Raw genomic sequence first — 22,176 nt, forward strand, 5'->3', positions numbered from 1 at the left:
CAAATTATGAAAAGACTCGTATATAATTAAAATAGAACAGAGTGGAGTCAAAGCTATGTCAACCACAGAAAAAGTTCGCTGGACAAGCGCTGATTTAGAATTATTACCTGATAACGGCAACCGTTATGAAATAATCGAAGGAGAATTGGTTGTGACAAGAGCACCTCACTGGGGACATCAAAATATTGTTGACAATGTTTGTGCAGAGTTAAACATTTGGTCGAGACAGACAGGTTTAGGTAAGGCTGCAACAACTGCCGGTCTGATCTTCACCGATAGTGATAATGTGATTCCTGATGTAGTTTGGGTAAGCTATGAACGTTTAGCACAAATATTAGATGAAGCCGGACATTTGGCGGGTGCACCGGAGTTGGTGGTAGAGGTGATGTCTCCCGGTGAAGAGAATGAAAAGCGCGATCGCCAATCCAAGCTAAAATTATATTCAGTTCAAGGCGTGCGCGAATATTGGATATTTGATCGCATACAGCAAAAAGTAGAAATTTACCGTCGGGAAAACGGAGTTTTGAAATTAGCGATGACTTTATTTAAAGAAGATAACTTAAGCAGTCCTTTGTTACCAGATTTTAGCGTGTCAGTAGCCACATTGTTTGCGTAGATATTAACCAAAGCACAAATATAGGGTTTTTTCCCATCTCTTTCATACATCCTGTAGGGGCGGGTTCACCAACAATAATTGCCTGAAACCAACAATCTCAAAAACCCGCCCCCACCCAACGATAAATCATCATGTACATTTTGGCGATGCGATGCAGATTTCAGGTTAATGTAGGTTATCGGTGGTGGCGGGGCGGGTTAATCTAAATGGTTGATAATTGTTATATATTGTTGGTGAACCCGCCCCTACAAAATAACGCACAACCATGATAAAATAAATCCCGATCTTATTCACAACTCCCACAATGGAAGAAAACCGCGCCCAAGCCTACCTAGAACTAATTCACACCCTGCTGAATTGCGCCAGCGGAGACGAACCGCAGATATTGCAAGATAATATAGAATTGTTGGATGTCGAATTTCTGGAAACTTGCGAGTTAGTAGCAGAAAAAATGGCACAGCAAGGAGGAGAAAACGGTGCTAGCTTCCTGCGAAGTCTGATTAGTCAGCTATCACAATTAATCGACATCAACGATGGCGATAACTCCGAAGATATAAATCCCCAAGAGTATGCAAACTTTATCCTAGAATTATTGCAAGCAGAAGATGCTAGCAATAGCAATCCAGCAGTAATTCACCCCATGCTAGCCAAACGAAAACATCTCCTAAATGCTCGTTTTCCTAACATTTTAGAGCAAGTAGTGCAGAGGTTAATTGGTGGCGAAAATGCCCAAACTATTGAGTCAATGATCGGCCTCGTTGAAGACTTGACGATTAATATTAGCAATTTTTCGGGTGGGAATAGAGCGAATAATATTGAAATTGCCATTGCTGCTTATCAGATTGTTTTGAATAATCGGCAACCGGGAAGCGAAAAGTTTGCTCAAACTCAAAACAACTTAGCTGCTGCTTATATTAGCAGGAAAAAGGGCTCGCGGGCGGAAAATGTGGAAATGGCGATCGCCCTTTATGGCGCTGCTTTAACAGTCTACACCCTTGAGGCCTTCCCGGAAGATTGGGGAATGGCTCAAAATAACCTAGCTGCTGCTTACGCCAACAGAATCAACGGTGTGCGGGCGGAAAACATGGATCGCGCGATCGCATTTTTTGAGGCTGCTTTAACTGTTCGTACCCCTGAACAGTTTCCTGAAGATTGGGCAATGATTCAATATAACCTAGGTAATGCCCATAATGACAGAATCAACGGTTCGCGGGATGAAAATCTGGCAAAAGCGCGATCGTTTTATGAGGCTGCTTTAACAGTATATACCCGTGAGGATTTCCCTGAATATTGGGCAATGATTCAAAAGAAGCTGGCTAATGCCTAATGTGAGGCTGCTTTAACAATCTCAGAAACCGGGTTTTTTCCGATATCTTCGACTTTGATCGAATATGTTCGCAAAAACCCGGTTTCTCGCTATTTGGACAATTGGGAAACGGTCGATTGCTCCCTAGCACCTTTTGCTATAATTATGCTTAAATAAATTAACTCCAATTATTAGTTTGTCATCCATTAATTGTGTAGGGGCGGGTTCACCAACCATCTCTAATGAGTACCAACAATTGAAATAAACCCGCCCCTCTCCCAACCACAAATCCCAGATCGCACTTTCTGGAAAACCTAAAAACGATTGATCGCATTTGTAGAAAAATTGGAAACAAGCGATCGAATTTCTTCGGTGGGGTGGGGGCGGGTTTATCGGGATTGTTTGTGGGTATTAAATATGGTTGGGGAACCCGCCCCTACAGCAATTATGCCAACGCTATCAACTATTAACTATTAACTATGAATGAAAACCGCGATCGAGTCCACTCCGAAGGTGAAGATTCCCAAGAATATGAAAACTTTATCCTAGAATTATTGAAAGCAGAAGAAAACTATAGCGGAAAATCTGTAACTGGCGATCGCATTTTACACGGTGGCCTTAGAAGTCCGCAGCCGCGATGCCTTTTCCGAACAATGGCAAAGACGCAAAATAATCTGGCAGTTGCCTATAGTAACAGAATCAGGGGAGAGAAAGCTGAGAATATCGAACGGGCGATCGCATATTACACTCCTTACAAAATTGTCTAGCATCCCATAATCCCTTTAATCTGCTCTACAAGCTGTGACACCAATCCCAAGGACATACCAGCAGCCCCTAACTGTGCTGCTATTGCAGCCGCTATGGATTCAAGTGTTGCACCAGCCATAATCATCTCTACGATTGTGGTTGCCATAAATACCATTGTAACTACACTAGCTGGAACCAAAACTACCAGCCCTCCGACCATTGCTGTTACTGCGGCAACAATAAGCATAGACTCAATTGGATTAGGGCTGTGGCATAATGTCGCGAATAAACCTAGTCCTGTCAAGTTATTAAATTGTAACAAAGGTAAAAAGATAGTCATTTTGAATCTCCACCAAACATTATCTATTCAATATGATAGTATCTAGCCTCCAAGTTTAGCAACCCTACTTAACTAGCACCAGGGCGATCCCCCCTACCTCGCCGAGTCAACCGCAAATTACCCCAAAAAATACGACCGCATTTTTTGAGGCTGCTTTAACTGTTCGTGCCCTTGAGGATTTCCCGTTCAATAACGTAGCAACCTTAAATAACCTGGGCTGGGCTTATCTGAAAAAACTAGACTACATTAACCAAGAAAAACCAGCAGACACCAACCAAAAAGCAGCAACTCTCCAAAGTGCCTACGATACCTTTAAAAATGCCATAACCGGAGCCGCCAAACTGCGGAAGTTGGAATCGCAAAATGAAACCAAACAAAAACATGACTTGCAGTGGGATAGACTCTACATGGGCATGGTGCAAGTATGTCTCGATCGCCAAAGCAACCAAGAAGCACTAGAATATGCCGAAGCCAACAAAGCCCGCAACCTTGCAGAATTAATCGCCCAAAAACAGGAAATCCCCAAAACCCTAACACCCATCACCTTCAGCGAAATCACCCAACTCCTCACCCCCAACACCGCCCTGATTGAGTGGTACATCACCGACGCAGAAATCATCACCTTTGTCCTCACTTACCCCGACGTGCTGACAGTGCATCGGAATCGTCAATGCGCTGAATTAATAGACTTAGCTAATGAATACCGAACCGCCTACAAACAAAGCAAAACCGACTGGCAAAAACAACTTGCTACCCGGCTCCAGCGCCTCGCAGACATCCTCCAAATCACCACAATCCTGCCGCCATCAAGTACCCGCTTAATCCTAATTCCCCAGTGGTTGCTGCACCTGTTCCCCCTCCACGCCCTACCCCTAACAGACGGCGAATTCTTATTAGATAAATACCTCGAAGGCATTCAATACGCCCCCAGTTGCCAACTCCTGCAACAGATTACCATCCACCCAAATTTTGACCAACTCCTCGCCCTGCAAAACCCCACCTCGGATCTGCGCTACACCGATTTAGAAGTCGCCAGCATCGCCCCCAAATTCGCGATTAGTCAAATACTCCGCGGCGATGAAGCGAGTAAAACAAATCTCCTAGAAAAGTATCTAGATCAGTTAGAAAATGCCCACTGCGCGCACTTTTCCTGTCACGGCTCCTTCAATCCCGACGATCCGCTAAAATCGTTTTTAATCTTGTCTGGCGGCATCGTAGGGGAAGAACCCCCCCAGCCCCCCTTGCTAAGGGGGGAGCAAGAGGAAGAATTTATCAAAGTCCCCGTTGTTTCCAATCAAGAACCCCCCCAGCCCCCCTTGCTAAGGGGGGAGCAAGAGGAAGAAGTTATCAAAGTCCCCGTTATTTCCAATCAAGAACCCCCCCAGCCCCCCTTGCTAAGGGGGGAGCAAGAGGAAGAAGTTATCAAAGTCCCCCTTAGCAAGGGGGATTTAGGGGGTTCTGATCGTTACGTGGAATGGCGCGCCGGCAAAACAGCCGACATTAACAAATGCCTAACATTAGCAGACATCTTGCTACTGCAATTCAAACATTGCCGCCTAGTCGTGCTTTCCGCCTGCGAAACGGCGCTAATTGACACCCAAAATCGCTCCGATTATATTGGATTACCGACAGGATTTATCCACGCCGGTGCAATGGGAACCCTAGCCAGTCTTTGGGCTGTCAACGACCTCTCCACCGCCTTGATGATGGTAAAATTCTATGAATTGCTACAACCTGGAGTTAGCATCGGTAAAGCCCTCCACGATACCCAGCGCTGGTTTAAGTCTGCCAAAACCCCAGATTTGGTATCATGGGTGCAGGAATCCGATAGTTTTGATGGCGATCGGAGAAAACCGATACTCAAGGAATTAAAAGGCTACAATAAGGATGAAAAACCCTACGGCGATGTTTATCATTGGGGAGCGTTTTGTGCGATCGGATTATAATTTGATTATGGTTGGCGTATCGTATTGGGGTATAATTCCAGGAAAGATTTAATTCGATCCATGAAAACCGACAGCATATTTTACAATATCTTCCAAGAATTTCCCTTTGTATTCTTTGCCCTTCTGGGCCTATCAGCCGATAGTGCCAACCAATACCAATTTACATCCCAAGAGGTCAAACAATTATCCTTTCGCCTAGACGGTTTATTTCTACCAATCATCCCCGATCCTCAACTACCATTCTACATTGTCGAAGTCCAATTTCAACCAGATCCAACTTTCTACTATCGTCTGTTTGCCGAACTATTCATCTATCTCAAACAATACCAACCGCCGCACCCTTGGCAATTGGTAGTCATCTACCCAAATCGGCAAACCGAAAGAGAAAGCAACATCCACTTTCAGGAAATGCTGGCACTCCCAAAAATCACCCGTATTTACATCGATGAACTAAGTGCATCAGAAACAGCATCTCTACCGATAAAAGTGCTAAAACTGGTAATCGAACCAGACAACACTGCCGAAAACTTTGCCATAGACTTAGCCAGACAAGCCGAAACCGAAATATCGGATATCACAGCCAGAAAAAACTTCATCAACTTACTAGAAATCATCATTGTTTACAAATTACCCCAAAAAACCAGAGAGGAAGTTGCCGCCATGTTTAGCCTAACTGACTTAAAACAAACCCGATTTTATCAAGACGTTTTTGCCGAAGGACAAGCCGAAGCTAAACAACGAGAAAAAGCTGCTATTCTCAGAAATTTTAGTCGGGGATTAGCTATAGAAGATATTGCTACATTCTTAGACTTACCTGTAGCCGAAGTAGCAGCGACTATCGCCGAATCTCAAAAAGAACAACCTGAACAAGCCGAGCAAAATTAGTCAACGTACACTAAAATTAGTAGGGTGCGTCAGTTGCGAAAATCCTGATTTTTCGTACCAACCTAAGACTGACGCACCTTACAAGTGAATTGTTGACAAATTACCGAAAAAATTCCGAGAGAAGATTGCCGCTATGTTTCACCGGAGTGACTTAAAGAAAGGCAGAGTTTATCAAGATCTTTTTGAAGAAGCACAAGCCGAAGTATACGCTCAAACTAAACAGCGAGAAAAAACTATAACTCTCAGACTTTATAGTCTAGGATTAAGTGTAGAAGATATTGCTACAGTCCTAGACTTACCTGTAACTGAAGTATCAGCGACTATCGCTCAAGATCAACAAGTAAAATCTGAAATTAAACAACGAGAAAAAGCTGCGGTTTTGAGAATGGTTAGTGGGGGATTAGCTAAACAAGATATTGCTATGTTTCTAGACTGGACTGTATATGAAGTAGTAGAGGCTATCACCGAATCTCAACAAGAGCAATCCGAACCAAATTCATCAAACTAAAGTATACTTTAATCGGTTTTCAATTCAAACTACTTCTGAGGTAAAATCATGAATGAAGTCGATATTTTGTCCCAAATTTATAACGCCATTACCACCGCCCCCGCAATTTTTACTCCCCCTTTCATCGAAAGATTGCTCGCCGAAGTCCTCCCATTAGCAGAATCTGGTGCTGATAACGATACTGTGGAAGATGCTATCAATAAACTCTATAGAGAGTTTACAAAGGTCAGAGATGACATTAAAGGTCTGAAGAGAAAAAATTTAGATGATGCCGAACCAGAAATCACACCTGGTTATGAAACGGTAAAAAATGAATATCCCGATATCGAAAAGCTAGAAGCAAATTTGAAAAAACGCATTCAAGAAGCCTCAAATATCTCTGCTGCCGATGCTAAAAATTGATCATCCCCAAGTCTATATCTACAGCTACCAACTCAGCAAAAAAAGCAGCAAAACAGCAGCTAACTCAATCTGGACTTGGGCTAATAGTATCTGGCAACATTTCAGCCAAGAAAAAGAGCTAATTTTTTCCCAAGCTAACCTCGGTTATCCCCTAACTAGAGCAAAAAAGTTTTCGCATTCAAATAAAATTGATGGTTCCTTCAAGTTTTGCCTTCTGGAGGATAGTGAAGGAATTTTAGCTAGAATTGGCAGCCCAGAAACTGATGAAAATAAAGGCATAGAAATCACAGAATTAAAAGATTTTAATGTTAATAATCTCATGCTTGCTGATAGTTATAAAGATTGGCTGGGACAGACTATTTTTATAACCTACAAATTACCAACCGATCAACCTCTCACTAAAAAATACCTCCGCCAAGTTGCGGATGACTGTTTAAAGAATCTCTTCCCAGAAGCATCTGTGCGTCCACCTTTTTACCGCGATACTAAGTTACTGGGTTCTGCAATTTTTGAGTATAGTTCGATCAAAAGTCAATTACAAGTCTTTGTTTATCGGGTTGACGATGAGATTGAGGAAAAACTAGCGAAAATTGTTCAACGTTTGTTTGAACTGTTTTATTACCGCCATAAAATCACTAAGGCTTTTATTGATAGTCGCAAAAATCATTATTTACTGAAGCAGGAATATGCTAAGATTGAGGATACGATCAAAAGTTTAGAAACAAAAATTGCTGAAGTAACTCAGGTTGGAGTGCCAAATGATGTTGACAACCCAAAAAATGTTGATATTGATAAGTCTTTAACATATCTAAAAAGGAAACTAAAAGATCTACTTTTAGAAAGCTTGGATTATCAAAGAGCATTAGAAGGTTTAGAAAATTTTAATAATACGATAAATATTCATGTTTATAACTATCAGGAAAAACTATCTGAAATCTGTGATAAATGGCAAATGTCAACTGAAGATTTAAGAACATTTAAGTTTTTTATTGATAGAAGTTGTCCGTATTTTCAACGACAAATTCAGGGCGATTTAGGCTATTTTAAACATGGTACTGATTTGATTAAGATTGCGGTGGATTTGGTGGCCGGGATTGTGGATATTGAACAAGCAGAAATCGATCGCTCTTTAGAAAGAACTATTCAAATATGGGGTACTGGATTAGGGGCTGGAGGCCTTGTGGTGTCTGCGGTTGCCAATTATATCGAGAAACCCATAGTGTTCAGAATACCTCAAAAAGGGGATGTGCTTCATCCGGCTGTAGCTAGTCTGTTGTTGAGTCTCTTGGTTGTAATCGTGGTTTCTGGAGTGGTGGCCCGGATTAATGGTGCGTGGAAGATTAATCCGTTGAGATGGTTTCGGCGCAAGTTTCAACCTCTGAGATTGCCCGATTCCCAAAGTCCACCAGTTAATGATATGTTACGGGAAACGGAAGAAGAAAGACTCGGCGGTTGAAACCGCGTCTACACAAACGATGTCCGCCTCCGCGGACTAAGAGATCAGAAATAAGAGAGAATTTAGAAGTGTTGAAATCCTCGATCGATCTTTAAGCCAACATCAGCATAAATACCGCTGCTATCACTCAACAAAATATCGCTGCTTTCGGTAGTGATTCCCACGATCGCACTACCATCACCGATTCGATCGACCAATAGCTTAGCATGGGCGATCGGCAAAAACAACACTAACTCGAAATCTTCGCCGCCGTACAACGCCCAGTCTAAAGCTGTTTCGGTTGATACGATTTCCCTTAAAATAGGGGGAATTGGTATTTTCGCGCGATCGACTTTTGCACCCACACCGCTAGCCCGACAAACTTGCACAATCGCATCAGCTAAACCGTCGCTGCTATCCATTCCGGCGATTGCAATTGGGGAATTAACCCCCCCCTGCCCCCCCTTGCTAAGGGGGGGAGAAAGAGAATTCGACTCTTGTTTCTCACCCTTAGTAATCGGGGAATTGAGGGGGGGTTCCATTTCCAACTCTTGCTTCCCCCCCTTAGCAAGGGGGGGACTGAGGGGGGGTTCCATCGCACCCGTAGCATCTAAAATTTCCCAAATAACGGGCAAAACATCCAGTCGCGGTTTAGGCTGCTGATGAGCGAGAATTAAAGAAGTTCGATCGCCCTTTTCCAGATTTTGCCCAAATTCTGGATTCAACAACAATTCTAATCCCGCGCGGGATGCTCCGTGAAACCCAGTCGCCACAATCGCCCAATTCGATCGCGCATTAGACCTGCGAATGGTACGATCGCATTCAACCTCCCCAAAAGCAGTAATCGCAACTGTCACCACGGGCGATCGCACCACATCCCCACCGGCGATCGGCGTATGATACACTTCCAAACAAGCCGTCATCCCCCGATAAAACTCTTCCACCCACTCCACAGCCGTATCCGCACTCACAGCCAGGGCTACCGTCACCGCCAGAGGGGTTGCACCCATCGCGGCCAGATCCGACAAATTCGCCGCTGCGGCGCGCCAGCCTGCATAATAAGGGCCTGTGGTGCGATCGCTAAAATGCACACCATCCACCAACATATCTGTAGTGATAGCCAGAGATTGGTCAGGATTTGTCGGAAGTACCGCACAATCATCTCCCACAATTTCGGCGGGGCAGAATTTTTGTAGTATTCTTAAAAGACCTTGTTCTCCGATATCTTTAATCAGCATAGTATAGAGAATTTTTTATTAATTTGATACTATTATATTTGATTTTATCTACTATTGTTTATGAGTGTTTTGGATTTATTTAACCGCAGAGAGCGCAGAGGGCGCAGAGGAAGAGAATAGAGATATGAACAATTCGGACATCAACTTATTTGACAAGTAAACCTAAATATAATACTAGATTCTCGAATTCTTTGAGGATTCGAGAATCTAACATGATTTCTTAGTCGGCGGAGGCAGACTTCGTGTGTGTAGAAGCGATTTCAATCGCCGATCCAATCGCCGCTAATTTCCGCTTCCGCTTCAGCAACAAACCAGCAAAAAAAGCAGCCGAAGTTACTATCCCCGCAATCTCAGAAGGTTCGGGAACAGCTTCAGCATCATCCATCGCCCGCATCTTGAAAGAGAACTTATCTCGATTAGATTCCAATTTAATCGGGAAAGCTAGAGGATTTTTCGGGTCAATTACTGCATCAATGCCAGTGACGCTAAACTCCGAAACACCGTAACCGAGTAAGGCGACAAAATCTACTACTTCATTAGGCTTGAATTTGCCGATTTCTTGGCCGCCAACTAAGACGCTGAAAAGTTCGTCAGCATCAATGCCGCTGGGAAGACCGAGAATTTTAGTAAATAGCGATGGTTCCGTTGGATTGGGAGTAATTGCGATCGAACTGTCAACAATGCACCCATCACCCGTCCCGCCGCTACCGCCAGAAGCCGCAGTATCGCCTATTTTGAAAGTAAAACCAGCAGCCGTCGGCGGATCGAACCATTTACGGCTGACAACATTATTAAAACTATGCCAACCATCCTCAAAACTATCAGGTAACAACGGATTTCTCTGAGAAGTACCGCAAATCGGATTTAGCAGAAAACCATGCTGCTTTCCAGTTGCACTGTTAATGCCCTTTCCGACAATTTGACCCCTATCGTTAATGCCGCTGACTTCTTGTAAAAACCACCCTGACTCCTCATCAATCAGACTATTGAGGTCAGCCATTTGACCATCTTCCCAAATGAAACCGTGATTCAGCCCGCCATTACCAGTAACGGTATCAAAGCCTGCTACTTGTCCTTTGTTGTTAATGGCGATCGCAGCACTCATATTACCACCGAGAGTACCGAGGTTTGTAACTTCACCGTTTGACCACAAAGTAGCATGGCTTTGCTTGAGGGTACTATTTGATGAAGCACCAACTGCCTGCCCAGCATCATTGATATCATAAGCTGTGCTGTCGTTATCTCCTGGAAGAGTTCCCAGGTCAATCATCTTGCCATTTTCCCATTGGAAAGCATGAGTTATGCCGAAAGCCAGGCCCGAATAACCAACTACTTGTCCTTGATTGTTGATACCCTGAGCTCCTCCATTGAAACCAAGAGTACCCAAATCGATCATCTCGCCGTTTTGCCACAAAAAGGGATTAAATTTCTCTTGTGTAGTCTTAAACCAACCAACTATTTGTCCAGCCTCATTGATGTCGCTAGCCAGACTGCTGATACCACCAAAATAACCGAGGTCAGTCCTTTGACCGTTTTCCCACACGTAGGCATTATTCGTCCAATTTTCACCCAGATAACGACCCACGACTTGACCAGAACTATTCATTTGGTAAGCCCAAGTGGTGTCTTTGATTTCAGTTATCTGACCGTTCTCCCACACCCCAGCAACACCATTACTAACTAGCACTTGTCCAGAATTGCTTATACCGTAGGCATTGGTTTGGCCGAGGTCGGTAACGGCATAGGAAGCGAAACCAGTATGCAGCGTGGCAGCATTGACAGGTTCAACGGCGCTAAATCCCAAGACGGTGAAAGCTGTCAAGGACAGACAACTTTGCACAAACCCGCCCCAGTCCCTTTGTTCAAGCCTTTTTTTGAATTTTTGCATATCATGCACCTCAGATTTTGGCATATTTGCACAAGAGAACAAAAACAAGTTGCCTATGTATCTATCTCTCTATCTCTCTATCTGGGTGTCGATCGACTTTTTATGCAGAGACAGTCGATTTGTTACAAAACTTTATAGCATACTGGAGATTAACCACACTTATAGGGAAAGATTAACTGTCAACTGTCCACTGTCAACTGTCCACTGTCAACTGTCCACTGCATCACCATTCCTTACCAGAACTTGGCGGCAAGCGCAACCTAGGAAATCGATAAAAAGTATCTCCTTCATCATCCACCTCTAAAATCGCCGAAAAAATCTTAACTTGTCGGTTTAAATACTGCTGAGCAACTTCAGCCTCAACCCTAGCGCTGGCGGCTAACTGAATCAGCGACATTTGACTGTTTTGATTTTCCAACAACAAATAAAAAGCCTCATCCAACTGTCGCTTTTGCTTGCTTTCATTCAGATTGTTGACAATCAACAAGCCTGCGAATCCGCCCAAACCAATTACCAATAAAAATTCTAAAATTGCCATATTAGCGATCGAGTTTCTAGATTTAATAACCAAGCAGACGACGTAGAAATTAATGAATTTGATTAAAGTTGAACTTGTCTGATTAACTCTTCCAGCCCGCGGAGGCGGTCTTTGTTCGTGTAGAAGCGATTTCAATCGCCGTCTTTGTTTGTCATAATTTCTTCCAGCCCGCGGAGGCGGTCTTTGTTCGTGTAGAAGCGATTTCAATCGCCGTCTTTATTTGTCATAATTTCTGCCAGCCCGCGGAGGCGGGCTTTGCTTGACAAGAAGCGATTTCAATCGCCGTCTTTGTTTGAAAAGAAACGATTTCAATCGCCGTCACCGATTAAACTTGAGGTTGAACCAAATTTTCCTTTCCTTTAATCACCTTAGCAGATATAATCTTATCTCCCTGCCTCAGTTTATCCAAAACCTCTTTTCCTTCAATCATGTAACCAAAAACAGCATACCGACCGTCCAACAAATTCAGACCAGCGGGCGTGAGTTCAGGTTCAAATAAGAAAAAGAAAAACTGAGAAGAACCGCTGTCGGGATCGGCTTCAGCGCGCGCCATCGCCACAGCGCCAAAAGCCGAAAAAGGCAAAACAGGCTCGTCACGATAACGCCCCGCATCCTCTAGAGTAATCCCATAGACAGGTTCCTTGTCCTCTCTAACGAGCACTTCCAGCGGCACATTCCGGTATTTGCCAGTACCTGGATCAATAAAGCCCACTTCCTTGCCTTCGGGATCTCCCGTTTGCAAAACGTAGGATTCTTCCGATCGAATAAATGGTAAACCATCATAGAAACCTCGATCGACCAAATCCACAAAATTACCAGCAGTCACCGGCGCGCTGTAACCGTCAACCACAACAGTAATTTTCCCCTTATCCGTTTCCACAGCCACAGTAGCGCGCCCTTTCAGTTGAGGCAGATTAGCGTACTTAGCAGGCACTTCAAACGGAAACTTTGTCACCATCAACTCTTCGATTTCGCCTACCGAACCGAGAATTTTGGCCTTCAACTCAATAACTTTTTCCCTGTCTTTAGCCTCAACAGCGGTGGAAAGTTCGGCAACTCCCTCCTTGACTTGTGCAACTAGCGCCTCAGCTTCCGGCTGTTTCGCCTCAGGAATACTCTTTAAAATGTCCGACTCTCGCAGGTTGAGAATCCTCGAAGCCTTGTTGACATCGCTGCTAATGGGCCCCCAACGTTTAGAACGGATGTGGTTGCCAATGTCTTCGAGACTGATTTGCAACTCACGCACAGTAGGATTGTCAATAGGTAGCGCGAAACGCAGTAGCGCCCGGCCATCGCTAATCGGATTCCCCGCAGGCATACTGCTGCTGGGACGTTTGGCATAGGAAACTGCACTGAAACTCAGGGAGAGTGCGAACAGCAGGAGTGCTAAGGCACCGGTCTTGACCCAGCGCTTGCACGTATCGATCGAGAAATTAGTCCAATGCAACATATCTTTAACTTTTATTGCCTCTATTATCTTCCCACAGCGCGCGATCGCCTTCTATCCATTACATCCCTTGCCGAACTCACTCAACTGACAGAGGTTTTTAGCTTTCTGTAAAGCACTTGCTCCCTTTGAAAGGTAAAATAAATTGCCAATTGCTTTTTGATGCCATCAGCTAGACTGCGGCTTGAAGCTGACCCCGCTCAAAAACGGATACAATCCCCAGACTCCTGTCGTGGAGAGATCAAAATTTTAGACCAAGGTTCAATCTCCCAGATTCAAAGCTGCGAGTGAATCTCAAATCTAAAATCCCAAATCTAAAATCGACTGACTATAGTTCCCCCGCGCCTACGTGGCGACGGGATTGCCCGCAAAAATTTATATGCTCTCCAGTAACGACTTTCGACCAGGTGTTTCAATTGAATGGAATAACAGCGTGTGGCGGGTTATCGAATTCCTCCACGTCAAGCCCGGAAAGGGCTCCGCTTTTGTGCGGACAAAATTAAAAAACGTCCAAACCGGCAGCGTAGTGGAACACACATTCCGGGCCGGCGAATCTTTGCCTCAAGCCAACCTCGAAAAGAGCGCGATGCAACATACCTATAAAGAAGGCGAACAGTTTGTCTTTATGGATATGGAAACTTACGAGGAAAGCCGCCTCACAGCTAAGGAAATAGGCGAGCGTGTCAAGTACCTGAATGAAGGGATGGAAGTCAGTATCCTTCGCTGGAATGACCAAATCATGGAAGTGGAATTACCCAATTCTGTCGTCTTGGAAGTGACACAAACCGATCCCGGAGTCAAAGGAGATACTGCCACCGGTGGTAGTAAACCGGCTATCCTTTCCACCGGAGCTCAGATCATGGTTCCCCTATTTATTTCGATAGGAGAACGCATTCGGATTGATACTCGTGAAGACAAGTACCTCGGCCGAGAGTAGCAAAGACGGAGAAAAAGGGAGTTTTAAGTTTTGAGTTTTGAGTTATGATTTATTAGTTAAATAGCTAAAAAATCATCGCTTAAATCTCAAAAAATCTCCTTTTTACCTCCAAAATCGGTGAAGTTTCCTAGCTTCGCCGTCTCCAATTTTTTCAATTTTAAATTCTTAATTACCCTTGAATCTACTGTGCAATTAGACTTAAACCAGCTTTGCGAACTGCTGACTGTTTTAGACAAAACAGGCATTTCGGAACTGACGTTAAAAAGTGGGGAACTTGAACTGACTGTACGCAAAGGCGTTCTGGTCAGCGAACCAGGCACTGCTGCTGCGCTCACTGCGGCTGCAAGTGTCGCTCCAACGATCGCCCTCAGCTCTGTTTCTAGCCCCACCGCGGCATCACCGGATGCCCCAAGCCAAAATGCAGGCGCGACTCCGGCCACTCCTGCACCAGCCCCTGCTACCGCCGCTCCTGCTCTCGTCTCTCCTCCTGTCGATACCAAATGGGTGTCAATTATCTCGCCGATGGTAGGAACGTTTTATCGCGCTGCTGCTCCCGATGAGCCACCTTTTGTCAATGTGGGCGATCGTATCAAAGTCAGTCAGACAGTCTGTATTATCGAAGCTATGAAGCTGATGAACGAAATTGATGCTGATGAAGTGTCCGGTCAAGTCATGGAAATTTTAGTCCAAAATGGCGAACCTGTCGAATACGGTCAAATTTTAATGCGAATTAATCCGGATTGAAGCATTACTTTATTGTGATGGACAGAATAAATGCTAATATTTCGAGATCACTTCTCCCCGGTGAGTTTGATGAAGTCATCCCAGCCTGTCCCGCAATACGAGGTTGTGCAGCAAGTTGCTGAGTATTTCAGTATTCTGAGCGAGCCAATGCGTTTACGAATTTTGAACTTGCTTCGCGACGGCGAAAAGTGCGTGCAAGAGTTGGTGGAAGCTACTCAAACGAGTCAAGCCAATGTTTCTAAGCACCTAAAACTCATGCTCCAAGCTGGTATCCTCACTCGCCGGAGTGAAGGGACATCCGCTTATTATAAGGTGCAAGATGAGTTAGTTTTCGAGCTGTGTACTATGGTGTGCGATCGGCTTGCCACCCGGATCGAACAGCAAGCCCTGCACTTTCGGGAATTTAGCCTGACTACAAAGCACTGAAAATTAGTCAGTAGTCCATAGTCAGTAGTCCGTAGTAATCAGTCATGGGTTATATCAAATCCGGTAACTAAGGAATTATACCCTGCAAGCGAGCGAGACGGGAGGCTCCGCAATCCGAAGCGGGCTGCACGCTCGCATTGCACTCCAAAAATTATTATTCCGATGCAAAGGTCAATGATTTCATAAATTATCAGTTATCAGTTATCAGTTATAAATCCCTATTTATTGCATTCAGACTAATGACTAAGGACTACTAACTAATGACTAATAACTAATAACTAATGAATCAAAAATTATACCAATTTAAAAAATCCTTGCTACAATACTTGAGTTTAAGTTTGTTTACTCAAATATTGTCGCGCTTTGCCTCGCTGTAAGATTTTCCGTCTTTTTTTTTGGTACACTCTTTCTTCGACACACCCTACCAATATTGTTTCATTGATTTTCCAAATTGGTATTAGTTAAGGGGAAAATTTTTGTCAAAATTTTGGCGGGTACTCGGTTGAGCCACCTCCAAACCTTCGCCACCCAAAAGTTCCAAAGGCTTGCCGTCCACCGAAATCCAAACCTTAGTATTCGGTTTTAAACTGGTAGCTGTATAGATAACTTGCCCTAACCGACTCGTCATTGAACTGCTGCCTCCCCCCGCAGTAAATTCACGCGACAAATCGACATAAACTTCGTCATTTTTGACACTCAAACTCAGGAGTTTTGTCCCTTTAGGAATTTCGCTAAAAACAGTTGCATCCTTCGGCCCTGCCAACAAACTGTTAAAAGCAGCTTGTAAAGTTGCATCAGCCTGATCGGCTTGTTTGACAGCTACTTTTGTAGGAACTGCCTCAAATTTGCCGATCGCACCTTTAACCCAGTAGACTTGGACTGTCTGGGCATCAGCCTGCTGCAAAGGCTTTGGCTGTGGCGACGGCGCCAGAGCCTGCGGTGTCACAGAGGTAGGCCTCTGAGCTTGAGGCGTCTGAACCTGCTGCGGCACTTGCACAGCATTTGGTGGGGGTACGGGGATAATTACAGCAGGGGATTCCGCAGGACTTGGGGACAGCGCCGGAGCGGTTGTCGGAGCAGAAGACTGCGTGTCTGCGGTTGGGGAACGGTTCGCCGTCCACCAGGCAATGCCCCCTCCCGTCACTAAAGCCAACCCGCAAACACCGGCAATGACTGCTGTTCTGGAGACGTGGCGTACTTCTTGTCCATCTTTCATAATACAAATCCTCGTTACAGATAGAGCGCTTGGGACGGTGAGGAGCGACTCCCGATCAGCTACATTTGTCTATGGTGAGATTCTGGAATTGACACAATTGCACTACTGCTAGCGAACACTATACGGCAAGCCCAACATATTCTGAATCCGACTATGGGCATCCTAGACCATAATATGAGCTCTCGCGCGTGGAGTATGTGACATTTATCTCGATCGGCCTAGTAGCTATATTCTATCGTAGTCATAAAAAATTAAAGGATGAAAGGAAATTTAGCAACGGGTTATGTAACGAATTTAACCCAGCTAACGGATTTAACCGATTTAACCGATCGACATTGATGGAAAAAGGAAAAAAAGATGAATGTAGCGAATTTAACCGACGCAACGGATAGAAGGAATAATCAGAGCGATAAAAATATTTTTTCCCAAACAAAAAGCGCCCCTATTTCTAGGAGCGCTTTTTGTTATCTCAGGTTAAAAATTAACCGTTGATGGAAGGAGCAACCAAAGCAACTGGAATTGTTTCACCAGCGGCCAAGTCGAGAGGGAAGTTGTGAGCGTTGCGCTCGTGCATTACTTCCATACCCAAGTTAGCGCGGTTGATGACATCAGCCCAAGTGTTGATGACGCGACCTTGTGAGTCGATAATCGATTGGTTGAAGTTGAAACCGTTCAAGTTAAACGCCATTGTGGAAATACCCAAAGCGGTAAACCAAATGCCGACAACTGGCCATGCGCCTAACAAGAAGTGCAAGGAACGGCTGTTGTTGAAAGAAGCGTATTGGAAAATCAAACGACCGAAGTAGCCGTGGGCTGCAACGATGTTGTAGGTTTCTTCTTCTTGACCGAACTTGTAACCGTAGTTCAAGGATTCGGTTTCGGTTGTTTCACGAACCAAGGAAGAGGTAACTAAAGAACCGTGCATCGCGGAGAACAAAGAACCACCGAAGACACCAGCTACTCCCAACATATGGAAGGGGTGCATCAGGATGTTGTGTTCAGCTTGGAACACGATCATGAAGTTGAATGTGCCGGAGATACCCAAAGGCATACCGTCAGAGAATGAACCTTGTCCGATCGGGTAAATCAAGAATACTGCGGTAGCGGCTGCAACTGGTGCAGAGTAAGCTACGCAAATCCAAGGACGCATACCTAAGCGGTAGGACAGTTCCCATTCACGACCCATGTAGCAGAAAATGCCGATCAGGAAGTGAAAAATTACCAATTGGTAAGGGCCGCCGTTGTACAACCACTCATCCAAGGAAGCAGCTTCCCAGATTGGGTAGAAGTGCAAGCCGATCGCGTTAGACGAAGGAACAACAGCACCTGTGATGATGTTGTTACCGAACATCAAGGAACCAGCAACTGGTTCGCGGATGCCGTCGATGTCCACTGGAGGGGCAGCGATGAAGGCGATTACGTAACAGATTGTTGCAGTTAGCAAGGTAGGAATCATCAAGACGCCGAACCAACCTACATAGAGGCGGTTGTCGGTGCTGGTGACCCAGTTGCAAAACTGCGACCACAGATTGGCGCTTTCGCGCTGCTGTAAGGTTGCTGTCATTGTTTTATGATTGCTTTATTTGGTTTTCAACGTTCGTGACGGATTTGTGTTCCGCCATGTAAATAAACATAAACCTTTTATTTCAATTTGTAAAGGCCCTTTAAGCACATTTTTTGTAATGAGTGTTATAAGCATAGCTAATATAACGCTGTGATGGTTGCTGTATAAGGAAAATAAAAGCAGGCTGGAGAATTTGCGGGCGATCGCACCAACAAAAAAAATGCTCATAATTTAGCTGGTAACCAGATTCGGGACAGGCATGAGTGTTAAGATATATGAAGTAGTGCGATCGCCAACCGCAAAACTCACATTAAGAGATACATATATGTTGTTGGTCAAGTTCGATCGATAAAAGTCCCAACCAATGTCCCGCACCATCACCTACAGCCCCGCTTATACTCTGGTTCCCACCTACGAGTGTTTCAACCGCTGCACCTATTGCAATTTTCGTACCCAACCGCTGCAAAGTCCTTGGCTGACACTCCCAGAAGCAGAAACACAGCTTAAGTTGCTGCTTCCTCAAGGTGTAATTGAAATTCTGATCCTCAGCGGCGAAGTACATCCCCAGAGTCAACGGCGCAAAGCTTGGTTTCAGCGGATTTACGATTTGTGCGAACTGGCACTTAGTCTCGGATTTTTGCCCCATACTAATGTAGGGCCGCTCAGCTTTGAGGAGATGGCGCAGTTAAAACAGGTGAATGTCTCGATGGGGCTGATGCTAGAACAGTTGTCGCCCGATTTGTTACAAACTGTTCACCGACACGCACCGAGTAAAGTGCCGGCGCTGCGGCTACAACAGCTAGAATTGGCCGGGGAATTACAGATTCCGTTTACAACAGGTTTGCTGTTGGGAATTGGCGAAAGTGAGGCTGATTGGATTGAGACTCTGGAGGCGATCGCCCGGATTCATTCGCGCTACAATCACATTCAAGAAGTTATCTTGCAGCCTCACAGTCCGGGAAATCAGCAAAGTTGGGACGGTGAAGTTTTTGATGCTACAAAAATGCCACAAGTAATTGCGATCGCCCGCAGCATTTTACCTGCTGAAATTTCCCTGCAAATCCCGCCAAATTTAGTTGCACAGCCGGAAATATTGCTGGCTTGTTTAGAAGCCGGTGCGACAGATTTAGGCGGAATCGGGCCATTGGATGAAGTTAATCCCGATTATCCTCACCTGCAACATCAAATTTTAACAGAAATTTTAGCAGCAGCCGGATGGCAACTCGTGCAGCGTTTGCCTGTTTATCCTCAGTACGATAACTGGCTGCCGCAAACATTACAAACTGCTGTCAAACAATGGAGAGTTAGTCGGTTAACGGTTAACGGTTAACTGTCAACTGTTAACTGTTAACTGTCAACTGTTAACTGTCAACTGATTGAGCTTTTAAATCAAAGAACCGCCGCCATCAATCCAGACTTCAGTACCTGTGATAAAACTGGAGGTATCGGATACCAGAAATAACACTAATTTCGCGATATCTAGGCTCGAACCAGCGGTATTATCAGTCAAAGGAATCATATCTTGAAGGCAATCGCGATCAACTGGAATGCGATCGAGATGGCGCTTAACAGTGCTTTCATTGATCCCAGTTAGCACCCCGCCCGGACAGATAACATTGACTCTGATGTGACTCGGAGAAAGTTCTAGCGCCAGCATTTTTGCTAAAGCTACTTGGGCAGCTTTGCTGCAAGCGTAAGCTGTAGCGCCAACTTTTTTGAAGCTTCTTGTACCATTAATCGATGAGGTAATCACAATCGAACCTCCTTGTTTTTTTAAATAAGGAACTGCATATTTTACAGTCAAAAATGTTCCCGTCAGATTGGTGTTAATTGTCTGTTCCCACTCATCGAGTGCTATCTCTTCTACCGGCGACCAGATACCGTTAATCCCCGCATTGGCGAACACAATATCAATTCTTTGATATTCGTCAAAAATTGTTTGAAATGCCTGCTGCATTTGCCCAGAATGCCCCACATCTGCGGCAATTGCCAGCCCGCTGCCTCCTTCATTGATTAGTTGGCGGACTGTTTCTTGCGCCGTTTCTAAAGTTAAATCGATAATCGCAACTTTTGCGCCTTCCTTGGCCATTAACATTGCTGTTGCACGACCAATTCCCGACCCGCCGCCGGTAATAACGGCAACTTTTTCTGCAAGTTTCATATTTTTTTATGTAAATATTTTTGGGGCGACGCCTATAAATATAAGTATAGAGAGAGAGGACTGAAGTCATCACTACGAATAGGCTTGACTCATCAAAAACAGCTAAGTAAAAATTTGTTTGATGCGATAATTATAGCGGTAAGGTGCGCCTCGCGCACCCTACTTTAGACAGAGGATTCCGTCAAGATTACCGTCATATTTACTGCTGCGGAACCCAGACAGAAACTGAACCGGCGTTACACCTAAAATCTGCCCAACCATCGTCATTAGTTACGATGGGTTCTTTGACGTGTTCCATGATGTCAATATAAGTTCGATTAGGCTGTCCGACTTCCATAAACTTAGTGCCATCGCCTCCGTTACTTAGTACCACAGCCATGCCGCCCGGATGTTCTTCGTCTCCGAGTCGCGTCCAGCCAATTGTGTTAGCGTGGTCGAAGTAATCGTATTGATTGCCGTAGGAATAAGTTTGGCGCGCCCACAACAATTTATCCAAAATCCACTGATGTTTGTCTAACCAAATCTCGTATTCATTGCCATCGTTTGCTGTATCTTTATAGTGATCGCCGTAATAATCCGGGTAAAAAATACAGGGATATCCTTCACGCCGCAGCAGGATTAAAGCGTAAGCAAGCGGTTTAAACCAAGACTCGACAACTGATTCTAACGATTGCAAGGGTTGAGAATCGTGGTTGTCAACCAAAGTAACGGCTAGAGTTGGTTGCTGTTGAACGAGGGTGCCGTCAAAAATTGTTCGCAAGTCGTAGCTGTTGCCGGCCTTGCTAGCAGCGTGGAAGTTATAGTGGAGTGGCGCATCAAATAAGGATACTTTACCGTCCGTTGCTTGGATGAAGTAGTGCAAAGCTTCCACTTCGTAAGACCAATATTCGCCGACGGCAAATAGGTCGCGTTTGGCATAATTGCGGACGTGTTCCAACCACTCTTGGAAAAATCCTGCTGCTACGTGTTTGACGGCATCAAAACGAAATCCGTCAACGTTTGTTGTATCCACATACCACTCGCCCCAGTATTTTAATTCGCCGGTGACTTCTGGGTTGTCCATATCTAAGTCGCAACCCATGAGGTAGTCAAAGTTGCCTTTTTCTAGGTCTACTCCCTCATCAAATTCTTTGCCTTTTAGCAGGTAAACTGCATGGGTATCAGTGTCGTAAGCGTTGTAATCAATGGCGTCAAAATGCCACCAATGCCACTCCATACTAGAATATTTTTTGTCGCGGCCGGGGAAAGTAAAATGCGTCCAAGCCTTGATTTTTTGATATTCGCCTATTGGGGCATTCCGGTTATCCATATCGAAGGGTGTGGCTTCAGCTTCTTCTTCTTCATCGGCACCTAATTTGTGGTTGAAGACGACATCGGCATAAATCCGAATTCCTGCATCTTGGGCAGCTTTGATTGCACGCAAATACTCATCTTTTGTACCGTATTTAGTGCGTACTGACCCTTTTTGGTCGAATTCGCCTAAATCGAATAAGTCGTAGACACCATAGCCGACATCCATACCGCCGCCCGTTCCTTTATAAGCGGGTGGCAACCACAGAGATGTAACGCCAATTTTAGCTAAATCTTTTGCTGATTCTGCTAGCTGATTCCACAGGTTTCCGTCGTCGGGGGTGTACCAGTGGAAATACTGCATCATGACGCCATTGACTTCAGACATATTAAGTTTTTCCTGTTTTTTAAAGTTGCCCGATTTATTGTTGTTAGTTGCCGATCGCTCTAGCTATTTCTGCAATCTACGGTCATTACAAATGATAAAATATATGAATGAATAATAAAATATATCTTTTGACAGATTGACAATTTTGTACATT

General features: G+C 44.6%; 21 protein-coding genes. 12 read left to right on the forward strand and 9 right to left on the reverse strand.

What is annotated here, in order from left to right; all coding sequences use genetic code 11:
* Nucleotides 1–55 precede the first annotated feature (55 nt).
* The 3 genes from K4039_RS05765 to K4039_RS05775 all read left to right on the forward strand — a co-directional run bounded on the left by K4039_RS05765 (nucleotide 56) and on the right by K4039_RS05775 (nucleotide 2,689).
* Nucleotides 56–616 carry a Uma2 family endonuclease gene (locus K4039_RS05765; protein ID WP_265234181.1) on the forward strand — a complete coding sequence of 187 codons (561 nt, stop codon included), beginning with the start codon at nucleotides 56–58 and terminating at the stop codon, nucleotides 614–616.
* Between the two features lie 304 nt (nucleotides 617–920).
* Nucleotides 921–1,943 carry a tetratricopeptide repeat protein gene (locus K4039_RS05770; RefSeq protein WP_265234182.1) on the forward strand — a complete coding sequence of 341 codons (1,023 nt, stop codon included), beginning with the start codon at nucleotides 921–923 and terminating at the stop codon, nucleotides 1,941–1,943.
* A gap of 458 nt (nucleotides 1,944–2,401) precedes the next feature.
* Nucleotides 2,402–2,689 (forward strand): tetratricopeptide repeat protein, encoded by a 288-nt coding sequence (locus tag K4039_RS05775; protein WP_265234183.1) that lies wholly within the window; start codon nucleotides 2,402–2,404, stop codon nucleotides 2,687–2,689.
* Here K4039_RS05775 and K4039_RS05780 read toward each other — a convergent pair.
* The gene (locus K4039_RS05780; protein WP_265234184.1) at nucleotides 2,686–2,916 is read right to left on the reverse strand and encodes a hypothetical protein; all 231 of its coding nucleotides are present in this window, start codon (nucleotides 2,914–2,916) and stop codon (nucleotides 2,686–2,688) included. The genes K4039_RS05775 and K4039_RS05780 overlap by 4 nt on opposite strands.
* Before the next feature lie 443 nt (nucleotides 2,917–3,359).
* Here K4039_RS05780 and K4039_RS05785 point away from each other — a divergent pair, with 443 nt between their 5' ends.
* The 5 genes from K4039_RS05785 (at nucleotide 3,360) to K4039_RS05805 (ending at nucleotide 8,206) form a co-directional block, all read left to right on the forward strand.
* Nucleotides 3,360–4,955, forward strand: a complete 1,596-nt coding sequence (locus tag K4039_RS05785; RefSeq protein WP_265234185.1) for a CHAT domain-containing protein — start codon at nucleotides 3,360–3,362, stop codon at nucleotides 4,953–4,955.
* Nucleotides 4,956–5,015: 60 nt separating this feature from the next.
* Nucleotides 5,016–5,840: an Rpn family recombination-promoting nuclease/putative transposase gene (locus K4039_RS05790; RefSeq protein ID WP_265234186.1), complete on the forward strand. Its 825-nt coding sequence runs from the start codon at nucleotides 5,016–5,018 to the stop codon at nucleotides 5,838–5,840.
* Between the two features lie 133 nt (nucleotides 5,841–5,973).
* The gene (locus tag K4039_RS05795) at nucleotides 5,974–6,348 is read left to right on the forward strand and encodes a hypothetical protein (RefSeq protein WP_265234187.1); all 375 of its coding nucleotides are present in this window, start codon (nucleotides 5,974–5,976) and stop codon (nucleotides 6,346–6,348) included.
* Between the two features lie 48 nt (nucleotides 6,349–6,396).
* Complete coding sequence (locus tag K4039_RS05800) at nucleotides 6,397–6,750, forward strand: hypothetical protein (RefSeq protein WP_265234188.1); 354 nt, start codon at nucleotides 6,397–6,399, stop codon at nucleotides 6,748–6,750.
* Complete coding sequence (locus K4039_RS05805; RefSeq protein ID WP_265234189.1) at nucleotides 6,737–8,206, forward strand: hypothetical protein; 1,470 nt, start codon at nucleotides 6,737–6,739, stop codon at nucleotides 8,204–8,206. The genes K4039_RS05800 and K4039_RS05805 overlap by 14 nt, the downstream gene beginning before the upstream one ends.
* Before the next feature lie 62 nt (nucleotides 8,207–8,268).
* On the opposite strand, the gene thiL is transcribed toward K4039_RS05805, so the two are convergent.
* The 4 genes from thiL to K4039_RS05825 all read right to left on the reverse strand — a co-directional run bounded on the left by thiL (nucleotide 8,269) and on the right by K4039_RS05825 (nucleotide 13,299).
* On the reverse strand, nucleotides 8,269–9,423 hold the full coding sequence (gene thiL, locus K4039_RS05810; RefSeq protein WP_265234190.1) for a thiamine-phosphate kinase: 1,155 nt from the start codon (nucleotides 9,421–9,423) through the stop codon (nucleotides 8,269–8,271).
* Nucleotides 9,424–9,643: 220 nt separating this feature from the next.
* On the reverse strand, nucleotides 9,644–11,263 hold the full coding sequence (locus K4039_RS05815; protein WP_265234191.1) for a PEP-CTERM sorting domain-containing protein: 1,620 nt from the start codon (nucleotides 11,261–11,263) through the stop codon (nucleotides 9,644–9,646).
* 271 nt (nucleotides 11,264–11,534) lie between these two features.
* Nucleotides 11,535–11,849, reverse strand: coding sequence for a hypothetical protein (locus K4039_RS05820; RefSeq protein ID WP_265234192.1), 315 nt, complete (start codon nucleotides 11,847–11,849; stop codon nucleotides 11,535–11,537).
* 325 nt (nucleotides 11,850–12,174) lie between these two features.
* On the reverse strand, nucleotides 12,175–13,299 hold the full coding sequence (locus K4039_RS05825) for a peptidylprolyl isomerase (RefSeq protein ID WP_265234193.1): 1,125 nt from the start codon (nucleotides 13,297–13,299) through the stop codon (nucleotides 12,175–12,177).
* Nucleotides 13,300–13,675: 376 nt separating this feature from the next.
* Between K4039_RS05825 and efp the strand changes: the two genes are divergently transcribed.
* The 3 genes from efp to K4039_RS05840 all read left to right on the forward strand — a co-directional run bounded on the left by efp (nucleotide 13,676) and on the right by K4039_RS05840 (nucleotide 15,403).
* Nucleotides 13,676–14,233, forward strand: coding sequence for an elongation factor P (efp, locus tag K4039_RS05830; protein ID WP_265234194.1), 558 nt, complete (start codon nucleotides 13,676–13,678; stop codon nucleotides 14,231–14,233).
* Between the two features lie 186 nt (nucleotides 14,234–14,419).
* The gene (gene accB / locus K4039_RS05835) at nucleotides 14,420–14,977 is read left to right on the forward strand and encodes an acetyl-CoA carboxylase biotin carboxyl carrier protein (protein WP_265234195.1); all 558 of its coding nucleotides are present in this window, start codon (nucleotides 14,420–14,422) and stop codon (nucleotides 14,975–14,977) included.
* A 30-nt stretch (nucleotides 14,978–15,007) separates the two neighbouring features.
* Nucleotides 15,008–15,403, forward strand: coding sequence for a helix-turn-helix transcriptional regulator (locus K4039_RS05840; RefSeq protein ID WP_265234196.1), 396 nt, complete (start codon nucleotides 15,008–15,010; stop codon nucleotides 15,401–15,403).
* A gap of 457 nt (nucleotides 15,404–15,860) precedes the next feature.
* On the opposite strand, the gene K4039_RS05845 is transcribed toward K4039_RS05840, so the two are convergent.
* Nucleotides 15,861–16,619 (reverse strand): GerMN domain-containing protein, encoded by a 759-nt coding sequence (locus K4039_RS05845; RefSeq protein WP_265234197.1) that lies wholly within the window; start codon nucleotides 16,617–16,619, stop codon nucleotides 15,861–15,863.
* A gap of 481 nt (nucleotides 16,620–17,100) precedes the next feature.
* Nucleotides 17,101–18,183, reverse strand: coding sequence for a photosystem II q(b) protein (psbA, locus tag K4039_RS05850; protein ID WP_265234198.1), 1,083 nt, complete (start codon nucleotides 18,181–18,183; stop codon nucleotides 17,101–17,103).
* A 364-nt stretch (nucleotides 18,184–18,547) separates the two neighbouring features.
* On the opposite strand from psbA, the gene cofG reads away from it, so the two are divergent.
* The gene (gene cofG / locus K4039_RS05855) at nucleotides 18,548–19,513 is read left to right on the forward strand and encodes a 7,8-didemethyl-8-hydroxy-5-deazariboflavin synthase subunit CofG (RefSeq protein WP_265234199.1); all 966 of its coding nucleotides are present in this window, start codon (nucleotides 18,548–18,550) and stop codon (nucleotides 19,511–19,513) included.
* Nucleotides 19,514–19,567: 54 nt separating this feature from the next.
* Here the strand turns inward: cofG and K4039_RS05860 are convergent, their stop codons facing one another.
* Nucleotides 19,568–20,344, reverse strand: coding sequence for an SDR family NAD(P)-dependent oxidoreductase (locus K4039_RS05860; RefSeq protein WP_265234200.1), 777 nt, complete (start codon nucleotides 20,342–20,344; stop codon nucleotides 19,568–19,570).
* Between the two features lie 199 nt (nucleotides 20,345–20,543).
* Nucleotides 20,544–22,022, reverse strand: coding sequence for an alpha-amylase (locus K4039_RS05865; protein ID WP_265234201.1), 1,479 nt, complete (start codon nucleotides 22,020–22,022; stop codon nucleotides 20,544–20,546).
* Between the last annotated feature and the right edge of the window lie 154 nt (nucleotides 22,023–22,176).

Origin of the sequence: Lyngbya sp. CCAP 1446/10 (assembly GCF_026130175.1) — a bacterium.
Classification (GTDB): domain Bacteria; phylum Cyanobacteriota; class Cyanobacteriia; order Cyanobacteriales; family Microcoleaceae; genus Microcoleus.